Origin of the sequence: Psychromonas saccharinae, from assembly GCF_051201515.1 — a bacterium.
GTDB lineage: Bacteria > Pseudomonadota > Gammaproteobacteria > Enterobacterales > Psychromonadaceae > Psychromonas.
Genome location: NZ_CP195153.1, coordinates 974,035 through 987,381, shown reverse-complemented (window position 1 = coordinate 987,381; position 13,347 = coordinate 974,035). Strand labels below are relative to the sequence as shown.

The following is a 13,347-nucleotide window of genomic DNA, read 5'->3' as shown; positions in this document are numbered from 1 at the left end:
ATGCAATCCTGTGTCCCTTTCGCTAAATTAAACTGCGCAGGACTTGCTAAGCGATGTTATTCTTGCGCCATTAAACTGACTACGAGTGAAAAATATGCCTTGGATACAACTAAAACTTAACGCAACGGCTGCAAATGCGGAGCAAATCGGCGAATTGCTAATGGATAACAGCGCCCTTTCGGCAACCTTTACCGATGCCCACGACACCCCAATCTTTGAACCCATGCCTGGCGAAACACGTCTTTGGGGCGATACAGATATTACCGGTCTTTATGAAGCCGATACCGATATGGCAGCGGTTATTAACATCCTCCAACAAAGCCCATTATTAGCCGATGATTTTGCTTATAAGGTTGAGCAACTCGAAGATAAAGATTGGGAACGCGAGTGGATGGTTAATTTTCACCCAATGAAATTTGGGGAGCGTTTATGGATTTGCCCTAGTTGGAAGCCAGTTCCCGATGAAACGGCAGTCAACGTCATGCTCGATCCTGGGCTTGCTTTTGGTACGGGTACTCACCCAACTACTGCATTGTGTTTAGCTTGGTTAGATGGACAAGATCTGCAGGATAAAGTGGTTATCGACTTTGGGTGTGGCTCGGGCATATTAGCAATTGCAGCACTTAAACTAGGTGCAAAACGCGTTATTGGTATCGATATCGACCCGCAAGCAATCACCGCAAGTCGCGACAATGCAGAACGTAATAATGTGTCAGACCAACTTGAATTATATTTACCCGCCGATTTACCTGAAGGGGTTTATGCCGATGTATTAGTGGCAAATATCCTAGCGGGTCCACTCCGAGAGCTATCCACAAATATCGAAGCATTAGTCAAAAATACAGGCGCATTAGCATTGTCTGGTATTTTAGAACAACAAACCGAAGAACTTATCGGTGTTTATGGTCAGTGGTTCAAAATGGACAAAGCAGAAATAAAAGAAGAGTGGGCGCGACTTTCTGGTGTAAAAACACAATAAATTAACCTAATTCTGAAAATTGCCTAATTTGCAAGCGAAATAATTTTAAAATGGTTAATAAATAGCCTTTATTCTCGGTAAAAAAATGCGTACACTACGCCACCTTGAATTAGAAAAATTGTACGTTTTATATGCAAATTGGGCAGTATCAATTAGACAACAATATTATTTTAGCACCGATGGCTGGCGTCACTGATCGCCCTTTTCGCGAACTTTGCCGATCCTTGGGTGCTGGACTTGCCGTCTCTGAGATGTTGTCATCCAATCCGCGTGTATGGAATAGTAGAAAATCTAAATTAAGAATGGACTACCATGATGAATCCGGCATTAGATCCGTGCAAATTGCAGGCTCCGAGCCTATTGCAATGGCAGCTGCTGCAAAGTTAACTGTGCAGCAAGGCGCTCAGATTGTTGATATTAATATGGGTTGTCCCGCCAAAAAAGTGAATAAGAAAAAAGCAGGCTCTGCTTTATTAGCTCACCCTGAACTTGTGAAAGCAATTTTAGAAAGTGTAGTTGATGCCGTAGATGTCCCTGTTACGCTCAAAATTCGCACGGGCTGGGATCCTGAAAATAGAAACGGTCTTGAAATCGCACAAATTGCGGAACAGTCTGGTATCCAAGCACTTGCAGTGCACGGTCGTACAAGACAATGTATGTATAACGGATTTGCCGAATACGACACAATAAAAACAATTAAAAATAATGTAACGATTCCCGTGATTGCTAATGGTGATGTTACTTCCGTTGAAAAAGCCAAGTTTGTGCTTGATTATACGGGAGCCGATGCCGTTATGATTGGAAGAGGCGCGCAAGGTGCACCTTGGATATTCAATGAAATTAATCACTATCTGAAGACTGGAGAGCAACTTGCTCCTCAGAATAAAATGGATTTGTCTTCAATTCTGTTAGGCCATGTGCAAGCTTTGCATGCGTTCTACGGAGAAGTAATGGGGCCTCGTATAGCGAGGAAACATGTTGGATGGTATTTAAAACAGCAAGATCAGTCTGGTTACTTTAAACGACAATTTAATGCAATTGATTGCGCAGTTGAGCAATTGAATACATTAGAAACTTATTTAAATCATTAGTTATTAAAGAGTTAACACCCATGTTTGAACAAAATATTTCTTCAGAAGCACTTACAACGACGACCAGCATTCCTGCTACAGGGCAAATAACTCAACGACCACTTCGTGACTCCGTTCGTCAGGCGGTATCTGGTTATGTTGCACAACTTAATGGTCAAGATACAACCGAGTTATATGAACTTGTTTTATCTGAAGTTGAAGCACCATTATTAGATATTATTATGCAGTACACACGTGGTAATCAAACTCGTGCAGCAACAATGCTAGGTATTAACCGTGGTACGCTACGCAAAAAATTAAAAAAATACGGCATGGGCTGATACAGACATCTATTGAATTGATACCAAGGTTAAACAACCCCAACCTCTATTCAATATACATTTAAAGTAGGCTTTAGATTAATTTCCAACCTATTTTTTAATAAAAAGCGACAAAACAGTCGCTTTTTTTATGCCTATCAAAAAAATAGCAGCACTTTCCTTTAAGTTACTATAAGCTTGAGCTTTCCCACTATCAGCGCATCAGGAAAGGCATGATTCAATTACCGTTTAATGAACAATTAACCAATTTACAGTCATGGCAACAAAGTGTTTTTTGCATGGCCTTGGCCGAACATACCCTGTTACATTTCCACTTATTTTGCGAAGCGACATCCAAGGATGAAGACGGAAAAACAATTGATAATATTAATCAATTGTTCTGGGAGAAGATGACCGTTAAGGGTGCAAAAATAAATTTCACCATTCAACAGGAAAATTTCGAAGAGATTATCCCAGATATTCGTGACCATGACTTTTATGGGGTTTATCCTGCCGTAGAATATTGTGTGATTATGAGTTGTGCCTTTAATAGTTTTTTAATAAAATCCGACGAAGAAGCGCTCAATGCGAGCCAAACATCTTTTGCTACTATCGCCAGTTTTATTGAATTACAAAATGATAGTGAAATTGATGAAAGTGATCTAAAAACAGATCCACTCTTTCAAAATGAGCTGCAATTTCAAGCAGATCTATTGGAAAAATTAAATAATGAACGTAGCCCTGAATTAATAAAATCTATTCGCAAGTTTGTAGTGGATTATGGTACAACTAATCTTGGTATCGCTTTGAATGATTAATTTTTGTGATTTTTGACACATTTAAGGGTAATACATAAATATTACCCTTTACTTGGCTCTGTCACTTGCAATACATTCATTGCTTCTATATAACTTCGGATTCTAACTATAACAATAGGAATATACACATGAACAAGACTCAACTGATTGCTGAAATCGCAGAAAATGCTGACTTAACTAAAGTGCAAGCTAAAGCGGCTCTAGAGCAAATTCTTGCTAGCGTAACAGACAGCCTTAAAGACGGCGAACCTGTACAATTAATTGGTTTCGGTACTTTTAAAGTTAATCATCGTGCAGCACGTACAGGTCGTAACCCACAGACTGGTGCAGATATTCAAATTAAAGCAGCAAACGTACCTGCTTTTGTTGCTGGTAAAGCATTAAAAGAATCAGTTAATAAATAATTGTTCTTGCCAAGCCTCTTAATCGAGGGGTTTGGTTTTGACTTTTATCTCCTTTTTAAATCTAACACCACCTCTTTTTAATTAAAATATCTCGTTCTTTTTATCACGCCAGTCCGATATAAAATACAAAGATACGATAAGTTAACGAACCCAACCTAAACCCTATTTTATTTTCTTTATATTTCCATAAAACCTTACTCACATTCACCTTAAAACTTATAAACCAAGCAAGCAATATTCATCATTTCGTTATAAAAATGAAAATCCTTACTACCATTCAAATCTAAATATAAATAAGTCAACAAATGAACCACTCCTAGATATAAAGCTTAAGATTTAATGGGTTAACTCAAAACCTAAGAACATTGTTTACTAAACCTGCTAAAAAACTATCCCAGATCAATAGTTGACTAAATCACTATGGTATTTTTCCTTTATCCGAATTAACAATCCAATAACCACTTAACATAGTCGTTATTGTCATTCATTTAAACGAAAGGGTTAACCATGTTTTGTATTCAATGTGAACAAACAATTAGAACACCAATTGCTGACGGGTGTTCATACTCTCAAGGTATGTGTGGTAAAACAGCAGAAGTATCGGACCTTCAAGATGTATTAATTTACGCATTACAGGGCACCTCTTTTTATGCGGAAAAAGCGCGTGAATTCGATATCATTATTGATGAAATTGATGCCTTTGTCCCTAAAGCCTTTTTCGCAACTTTAACCAATGTAAATTTTGAAGCGGACCGTATTATAGATTACGCCCGTTTAGCACAGGTTTATCGTGAACAATTAAAAGCAAAGTATGAAACTGCATGTCTACTAGCAGGTCAAACTCCTGCTGAACCAAGTGCAGCTGCTCAATTTGAATTAGCAGAAGATAGCGCAGGTTTACTTGCTCAAGCAGAAGCTGTCGCGGTTAATCGTGGTAAAGAGTTAGTCAATGAAGATATTATGGGTCTTCGCCTATTATGCTTGTATGGCCTAAAGGGCGCAGCAGCCTATATGGAACATGCACATATCCTTGGGCAAAGTGATGAAGCTATCAATGCAGAGTTCCACCACATTTTTGCTTGGCTAGCAACAGATCCGGATGATCTCGGTAAATTACTTGAAGCTAGCATGGCGATTGGTTCTTTGAACTACAAAGTCATGACTATTTTAGATCTAGGTGAAACCACTAAATTTGGTCATCCTCAGCCAACCCAAGTGAATGTAAAATCAGTTGCCGGTAAAGCTATCTTAGTCTCGGGTCACGATCTTTGTGATCTAGAAATGATCCTTAAACAAACTGAAGGTACGGGTATTAATGTTTATACCAATGGCGAGATGTTGCCTGCTCATGGTTACCCCGGATTAAAAAAATATCCGCATCTTATTGCTAACTACGGCAGTGCATGGCAACACCAACAAAAAGAATTTTCTTCTTTCCCAGGTCCTATTGTAATGACATCAAACTGCCTTATCGACCCAAATGTCGGTGATTATGCAGACCGAATCTTTACCCGAAGCATTGTTGGCTGGCCTGGTGTTGCACATATTGAAGGTGATGATTTTAGTGAAGTCATCAAGTGTGCACAGGAAATGGATGGCTTTAAATATTCAGAGATTCCACATGAAATCACCGTCGGTTTTGGTCGTAATGCATTATTAAATGCGGCACCAGCCGTTATTGAACAGGTTAAAGCAGGTAATATACGTCACTTCTTCCTTGTTGGTGGTTGTGATGGTGACAAAGCAGAGCGTAGTTACTACACCGATTTTGCAAAAGCGGTACCCGATGACTGTGTGATCTTAACTTTAGCCTGTGGCAAATTTAAATTTAATAAACTCAGCTTTGGTGATATCAACGGCATTCCACGCCTATTAGATATCGGCCAATGTAATGATTCATATTCTGCCATTCAATTAGCGTTAGCACTCGCGAAAGAGTTTGATTGTGGTGTTAATGAGCTACCGTTAAGTCTCGTTATTAGCTGGTTTGAGCAAAAAGCAATTGCTGTACTGCTCACGCTATTATCTCTGGGTATTAAGAATATTAATGTTGGACCAACTAAACCTGCATTTTTAACTGATAACTTAATCAATGTGCTTAATGAACAGTTTGGACTGACTTTAATTGATAACGTAGAGTCAGATTTACAAAAAATGTTAGCTAAATAACTTTTAATAGGTTATCTGAGTATATTTGAATACTCAGATAACCCTAGGTACAGAGACCGTTATGCAAACCGAACCAAACTTATTTGAACCATTAGTCTGTATCAATCGGATTAATGAAACTGCCGATAGCGCCACTTTTGAATTTAAAAAACTTGATGAGGGTTTATTCGATTATAAAGCAGGCCAATTTTTAACATTCGAGGTAGACGTCGCCGGTGAACTTGAATACCGAGCTTATTCGCTATCTTCAACTCCTTCTCAACCAAAATCAGCCACGGTAACAATTAAACGAGTCGAACATGGCAAAGTATCTAACTACTTATTAGATCATCTTCAAACTGGCTTTGCTATTCCCGCAATGGCTCCTGCTGGCGAATTTACCATTGAAGATAATCAAGTGACACCTGATATAGTATTAATCAGTGCAGGATGCGGCATTACACCTTGTATCTCAATTGCACGTTGGTTATTAGATACCCAACAGCAGGTACAAATTCATTTTATACATACGGCACGTAGTGAAATGGATGTCATCATGGCCGAGCAACTGGATCTGCTAAATACGCAACACGATAATTTTCAGTTAACACGTATTATTAAACACACCAATAATAAACGCGATATTCCAGGAAAGTTAAATGCTGAAATGTTTGCAGGTTTAATACCTAATATCACTGGAAAAACGTTCTTTGTTTGTGGCCCTGAAGGCTATATGGATATGGTTGAATCAATTGCATCTGAAGCAGGCGCGGATATGGCGCTTTTTCATAAGGAAAGTTTTTCTCCGACAACCGCCGAAAGCGACACGCAAGAGTCAACGGTTCACTACCAAGCCATCTCTCCACAATACGCGAAAAACTTTGTAATAGGAGAAAATCAAACCTTGCTTGATGCATTAGAAAATGAAGGTCTGCCTATTATTGCAGCCTGCCGCTCTGGTATGTGTGGCTCCTGCAAATGTAAAGTCACGGGTAAGACTGAATCGACGAGTCAAGCAACGTTAACCGATAAAGAAATTGAACAAGGGTATGTGCTTGCCTGTAGTTCAAAGGTGAAATCGGATGTTGTAATAGAAATTTAAACACGCTCTAATAGATAGAGCTGTTATTCCGCACCTGAATTTTTATTACTATTGGCTATGAAATGGCTATGAAATCGTGATCTGGCTAGCGAAACATCCAGATATTTCAAAAAATTGTTGACCGGGATCCTCAATTTTGATCTATTACTTTCTTTTCAAAGAGATAAATCATGACTTACCCATACACGAAATCACTTGAACACCATGGATTAGTTGCTGGATTTTGTAAGGAAATCAAGCTTGCCAATATCATCGATCAAGCACTTGGCACAAGTGAACAGCGGAAAATAAGTTTCGGTAACTTATTCATTGCTATGATAATCAATGGGTTGGGATTTACCGGCAGAACACTGCATATGTATCGCGAGTATTTTTCTGATAAACCATTAGACCGTCTGATTGCCCCTGAAGTAAAAGCTGAATACATCAATGATGATGCGTTAGGTCGTTGCCTTGATGCACTATACGAACATGGTGTTTCATCACTATACCAAGATATAGGTGAAGCTGTTATTAAACACTTAGGGCTACCATGCAACTCTGTTCATCTCGACTCAACAAGCTTTCACTACGATGGTATGGAAAAGTTATCCGATGATGAAGATGATCTTAACCCTATTCAAATTACCAAAGGCTATTCACGTGATCATCGTCCTGAACTTAATCAGGTCGTACTCAACCTGATTTGTGAGAACCAATCCGGGATCCCAGTTTATATGAAGCCAGCCAGTGGCAACATTAATGATATGGAAGGATTCAAGGAGATAGTCAAATCCCATATAAAAAGTCTAAAAGCCGCGCAGTCCTGCCGTTATTTAGTGGCAGATGCAGCCTTATATGTGCAAGATACCATTACTGAGTTGGATGAACTAAATCAGTTATTTATCACGCGTGTCCCACATAAATTGAGGGAAGCTAAAGTCCTTATTAATCAGGCTTCTGAACTTGATTTTAAAAATATGGGGAATGGTTACTCAGGAGCTTGGCACCAATCGACTTACAGCGATATAAAGCAGAGGTGGCTATTGATCCGCAGTGAACAAGCGAGAAAGCGTGAAACACATAGTTTAACAAAACGCATGCTGAAGAAAGCAGATGCGGAGCGTAAGACCTTTAAAAAACTCTCACAACAAAGGTTTGCCTGTCAACATGATGCAGAGCAAGCCGTTGAGTTGTGGAGAAAGAAACAAGTTTACTGTGATGTTATTGATGAAACCGTTGAGATCCCTATCTATGGCAAGAAAGGACAACCTAAAAAAGGGCAAGCTCCCGAGCGAGTTGAATACAAAATAACAGGGAATTTATTTACTCCTCTTGATAGAAGGGATAATGCACTTAAACAATTAGGTTTCTTTATTATTGCAACAAATGATCTTGATGAAAGCCTGACAATGGATAAGGTGCTTAAAACTTATAAAGAGCAGCAATCAGTTGAAAAAGGGTTCCGTTTTTTAAAAAGTCCGGATTTCTTAACAAGCTCAATTTTCATCAAAAAGCCAGAGCGAATAGAAGCGCTGTTAATGGTAATGACTTCCTGTTTGATGGTATACGCTTCCTTAGAGCATCTGATCCGCAAAAAGCTAAAGGAAAAAGACCTTTACTTCCCGGATCAAAAGAAAAAGCCTTCCCAGAATCCAACCGCTCGCTGGGTATTTCAATGCTTCCAAGGAGTTACGATAATCTACCTGGAAAGCCAGTCGCCTATGGTAGTAAATTGGCAAGAACGGCAACAAGTTATTGTTGATTGCCTGGGGGATAGATACAGGCAAATTTATTCTTAAAACCGGTGCGGAATATCAGATAGAGCAAACCGCCTCTATCTATCCTCTCTATTCATTTTTATCTGTAAATAAAGCTTACTTCCCCACCTTATCGTTCCAAACACACTTACATTTATACCCTAAATTAAAAATCTATTTGCCAATAATTCGCAAAATTCTATGTTTATGCATATGCTAATTAACATCAAATTAACAACCTTAAACCACTCAATTTAATAAATACCAATGCGACTAATTATTAACTTCCTTAATTACTCCAATTGCTATCAATAATAATGGATCCTTTTTATGCTACGTTCGTTGAAAGTTCAAATATACCTTTTAGTTTTTGTTCCATTAATTATTATTGCTGCTCTGGGTCTATATAGTCAGATAAACAGTACACGTACCGTTCAAATGAAAGTCTCTGAAATGACGCGTGACAACATTATTAAAATAGAAAAAAAGCGATTAATGACAGTAATAGATTCAGCAAACGCATTATTAAAATCTTATATTGAACAACCCGGAGATACAGGCTTAAAAGCAGGGTTAGCATTAATAAATGAAATTCGTTACGACGATGGAGCGGGTTATCTTTTTACCTATGATCTTCAAGGGAACCGTTTACAAAGTGGTTCTGGCAAAGGTATTGGTAAGAACTTTATGAATAACCAAGATAAGCTTGGCAACTATATTACAAAAAATATTATTGCTGCAGCAAAGGATAGAACCGGTTATACCACTTATTACTTTACTAAAACCGGTGAGACAGAACCATCACCTAAATATTCCTACTCTCTTCTTATTCCAAAATGGAATGTCATTATCTCAACAGGGTTTTATGTTGATGATATAGAACACGCACAACAAGAAATTGATGATGCACTTACTGAGGTAACAAATAAAGCCATTACCGATGATTTACTATTTTTTATAATTGTATTTATTATTGTAGGGATCTTCGTCTTTATTGCCATTAATCGACTCTATCTTCCACTTAATAGTCTAAGTACATCCGTCGAGGGGTTAGCCGATGGAGAAGGAGATTTAACAGCGACACTTCCCCCAAGTCGTATTTCATTACTCGATAAAATAGCAGCTAACTTTAATACATTTCTTACGGCAATGGCCGGTGATATTAGAGATTTGAAAGGCACTACTGATGAACTAAATAACATTGCAAGTCGTTCTAGTGATCAACAAATTCGTTTAGAAGCCCTATCGAATCAACAGAAAGAAGAAACGGTACAAGTTGCAGCCGCTATTGATGAAATGTCATCCACTTCAAATGAAATAGCTAATACTGCTGAGCATACTCGTGAGTCAGCGGGCTCTGTTGAGAAAGAGATACAGGAAGTATTACAACAAGTTGAACTATCCAATGAGCAATTAGATGATTTAAATGGATTGATGAAAGGTGTTGAGGGCTCAATCAACGAGTTAGGAAGCAATGTAACATTAATTCATTCCGTATTAAGCGTTATCCAAAGTATTTCAGAACAAACCAACCTACTTGCATTAAATGCTTCAATTGAAGCAGCGAGAGCAGGAGAACAGGGTCGAGGCTTTGCCGTCGTCGCAGATGAGGTCGGAAACCTCGCAAAACGCAGTCAAGCGAGTACGGTTGAAATTAAAGAAATACTTGATAAATTACAAGATAGTAGTGAAAAAACCATTCAAGAAATGGCCCGTTCAGGAGAACAAAGAAAAGTCGTCACCGAAGCAATGGTTCGTATCAGTGATATTATTGGCAATACGAATCATGCTATTCAACAACTGTCAGAAATGAATGTACAAGTTGCAACAGCGGCTAGCCAACAATCTACAGTATCAACCGAAATTGCCGAGCGAATCAATGGTATTGCATCACTGGCTGAAGAAATAGGCAGTGGCTCTACCGATGCCCGTACTCAATTCGAAAGCATTGAAAATCAATCCCAATTAATCACAAAAATAACCAATAAGTTTACAGTTTAAAAATCGATTATAAGATAATAAAATAACAGGTAATTTTATCCCAAATAATTTAACGAGGTAGCGACGTTGCGCATGAGTTCATCGTCTCCCTCGTTTTCTTTTATTCGCAATAATATCAAAGTATTATCATAGAATACTATTCATTTTAGCCCCTGCCCGTTGTTCATTTTAAAACAGAAAAAGAACGCACTACAAAAGTGCAAAATCCCCTTTTACACACCAAACAAAACAAATAAACAACTGATATATATAACCTTTATAGTGTTGGTTCGCTATTTGCTTTAACTCTTCTACATTACTCTATTTTAAACTAACAAAAGTTTTTAATGTGGTGTGAATGATTATTTTCAAAACAATAAGCTATTTCAGCCTATCACATCTCATTTGAACATTTATTATCAAAGCAGGTATCCATCTTGAATTTACTTAAAAATGCCACCCTTTCCTTTAAAATATCAGGTCTTGTTATATTACTGTTATGCTCATTACTGTTTATGTCCATCAAGCTTGTAGTGAATAGCCAAGCTGTCGTTGAAAATATTGTCCTTGATTCAGAAATTAGACAATTTTATTCGAATATGAATAACAAATGGAAAGACATCCTTAAAGCCTATACGGTTTCTGAAGAAATGGGCATGATGTTTTCTGCAAAAGGTGTAGAACAATCACAATTAGAAGAAGCCACTGATCTGGTCGATACGCTGATTAAAGACTTTATTGCGAGCCTTTCTACGGCTAGTCCTGATTTTGAACAAGAATGGAATTCCGTTTTAGAACTTAATCAAGAACAAGGTATATTCAATGCTCGCGATAAACTCATTGCACAAGCAGAAACACTAAATACCTCATTATCAACATTAACTAATGTCTGGTTAACTCAAGCAACCTTTGTGACACGTAAAAAAGCTGAGAAAGCCGCCAAGCTCGCTTTTCCTCCGATTATTGAAACGATTGAAGCCATTGACAACATGCATGATGAATTGGTTAGTATTCGCTCCGATCGGATCATCACAACACAAAACAATATTGTGACTCAATCCATTGCATTAGCCTTAAGTATTTTCTTTATTGTTATTATTATTTCATTACTGATGCTGCGCCGATTAAAGGGCGATTTACAGTCAATTGTGTCAGTTACCCATGGCCTGGCTAAAGGAGATCTCAGCCGAACCATTGACACCAGTGATAATCTGGATGAAATCAGTGAGATAAAAAGATCTGTATTTAGCATGACCACGCACCTCAATAAAATTTTCAACTCAGTTACGTCATTAGCAAATAATTTAAATTCAGCAACGGACGGCTTATTGAATGATAACAAGCAGAGAATCGACGATGCGCAATTTCAACAATCGCAAATGGGCGAACTGTCCGGCTCCATTAATGCACTCTATTCGGTTTCAACTCAGGTATTAGATAATGCGGATAATGCACTTTCAATGGCCGACAATGCCAGTGAATCTGCTGAAAAAGGTAAGCAAATTGTTCATGAAACGATTGAATCAATAGAAGGATTAGCTGGAGAGATTGAGCATTCAGTTTCAGCCATTCAACAACTTGATACCCAAGCCGATAATATTATGAGCATTCTATTGGTTATTAAGGGCATAGCAGAGCAAACTAATCTACTCGCATTGAATGCGGCAATTGAAGCAGCAAGAGCAGGAGAACAAGGCCGAGGTTTTGCTGTTGTAGCCGATGAAGTCCGCAGCTTAGCCAAACGGACGCAAGATTCGACCACTGAAATTCAAGTGACACTCGAAACCCTCAAAAACAGCACGGTAGATGCAGTTTCAACAATCAATAGTAGCCACACTAAATCATTACAAAGCGTAGAGCAGGTGTCGAACGCCGGCCATGTAATAGATGAAATTAACCTTTCGGTTAATCAAATCAAAGATATCGTTAAAGAAACCTCCTCTGCATCATCACTACAAAGCAATACTTTGGATGAAATTCAAACCAATGTGAATGATATTAATAAAGTCAGCGAAGAAAATACGACACGCGCACAGGTTTCAATGTCATCGGCATCTTCACTTTCTGAGCTCAGCAAACAACTGTTAAATTCAGTCAGTTATTTCAAATTAAAAGATGAAAAATAGGGTTAGTTAATAAATATCCAAGCCACTTCAACTGACGGGGATCCATAAAATATGCACCTTGATCTTGAAGTGGTTTAAATATGGAACATAACTGAGAGCGAATAGTTATTCAGCCATATCTTTTTTATATATGAGCCACACATAATTCAACGGAAAGTCGACCATCGTATAACAACTGCTTTTCGACCTTAAAACCGTTCTTTTGGGAAACACGTAAAGAAGCGATATTACTTGTTTCTATTAATGAAATTAAACGGGTTACCCCAAGCTCACTAAAGGCATAATTTTTCACCGCCATTACCGCTTCGGTTGCCAGGCCCTTCCCCCAATAATCTTTTAATAAACGATACCCTAATTCCAGTTCCTCTTTCCCTTGTATTTTCTGAGAGAAAAAACCACAAAATCCAATAAACAGCATACTTTTCTTATCAATAACAGCAAATAGCGTAGGTTCATTTTTTTTCGATTTTAAAATACATTGATCGATAAATGACTGACTTTTCTGTTTTGAATAAGGTCCATTAAGTGAATAACGCATCACCTCTGGATCACTTAATAATTGATAAGCACGACCAAAATCACAGTCTTGAAAAGGACGTAGTAATAATCTTTTCGTTTTAATTTCAATCATCGTCACACCACAATGTTAATTTTTGATATA

At 38.1% G+C, this 13,347-nt stretch carries 11 protein-coding genes; 10 read left to right on the top strand and 1 reads right to left on the bottom strand.

The window, feature by feature from the left end:
• The first annotated feature begins 94 nt into the window (after positions 1-94).
• From prmA to ACR30L_RS04350, 10 genes are all read left to right on the top strand, one after another.
• Positions 95-979, top strand: coding sequence for a 50S ribosomal protein L11 methyltransferase (prmA, locus tag ACR30L_RS04395; RefSeq protein WP_435236827.1), 885 nt, complete (start codon positions 95-97; stop codon positions 977-979).
• Between the two features lie 131 nt (positions 980-1,110).
• Positions 1,111-2,070, top strand: coding sequence for a tRNA dihydrouridine synthase DusB (dusB, locus tag ACR30L_RS04390; protein ID WP_435236826.1), 960 nt, complete (start codon positions 1,111-1,113; stop codon positions 2,068-2,070).
• Positions 2,071-2,090: 20 nt separating this feature from the next.
• Entirely contained in the window at positions 2,091-2,390 is a 300-nt protein-coding gene (fis, locus tag ACR30L_RS04385) for a DNA-binding transcriptional regulator Fis (protein WP_019616283.1), read from the top strand.
• A 212-nt stretch (positions 2,391-2,602) separates the two neighbouring features.
• Positions 2,603-3,187, top strand: coding sequence for a YjaG family protein (locus ACR30L_RS04380; RefSeq protein WP_435236825.1), 585 nt, complete (start codon positions 2,603-2,605; stop codon positions 3,185-3,187).
• Positions 3,188-3,315: 128 nt separating this feature from the next.
• On the top strand, positions 3,316-3,591 hold the full coding sequence (locus ACR30L_RS04375; RefSeq protein ID WP_435236824.1) for an HU family DNA-binding protein: 276 nt from the start codon (positions 3,316-3,318) through the stop codon (positions 3,589-3,591).
• A gap of 507 nt (positions 3,592-4,098) precedes the next feature.
• A complete protein-coding gene (hcp, locus tag ACR30L_RS04370; protein ID WP_435236823.1) occupies positions 4,099-5,760 on the top strand; it encodes a hydroxylamine reductase in 1,662 nt (553 codons plus the stop codon).
• A 61-nt stretch (positions 5,761-5,821) separates the two neighbouring features.
• The gene (locus tag ACR30L_RS04365; RefSeq protein ID WP_435236822.1) at positions 5,822-6,841 is read left to right on the top strand and encodes a 2Fe-2S iron-sulfur cluster-binding protein; all 1,020 of its coding nucleotides are present in this window, start codon (positions 5,822-5,824) and stop codon (positions 6,839-6,841) included.
• A 170-nt stretch (positions 6,842-7,011) separates the two neighbouring features.
• The gene (locus tag ACR30L_RS04360; RefSeq protein ID WP_435235549.1) at positions 7,012-8,622 is read left to right on the top strand and encodes an IS1634 family transposase; all 1,611 of its coding nucleotides are present in this window, start codon (positions 7,012-7,014) and stop codon (positions 8,620-8,622) included.
• A gap of 288 nt (positions 8,623-8,910) precedes the next feature.
• Positions 8,911-10,581, top strand: a complete 1,671-nt coding sequence (locus tag ACR30L_RS04355; RefSeq protein ID WP_435236821.1) for a methyl-accepting chemotaxis protein — start codon at positions 8,911-8,913, stop codon at positions 10,579-10,581.
• 416 nt (positions 10,582-10,997) lie between these two features.
• A complete protein-coding gene (locus ACR30L_RS04350) occupies positions 10,998-12,686 on the top strand; it encodes a methyl-accepting chemotaxis protein (protein WP_435236820.1) in 1,689 nt (562 codons plus the stop codon).
• A gap of 124 nt (positions 12,687-12,810) precedes the next feature.
• On the opposite strand, the gene ACR30L_RS04345 is transcribed toward ACR30L_RS04350, so the two are convergent.
• The gene (locus tag ACR30L_RS04345; protein ID WP_435236819.1) at positions 12,811-13,317 is read right to left on the bottom strand and encodes a GNAT family N-acetyltransferase; all 507 of its coding nucleotides are present in this window, start codon (positions 13,315-13,317) and stop codon (positions 12,811-12,813) included.
• Positions 13,318-13,347: the final 30 nt, after the last annotated feature.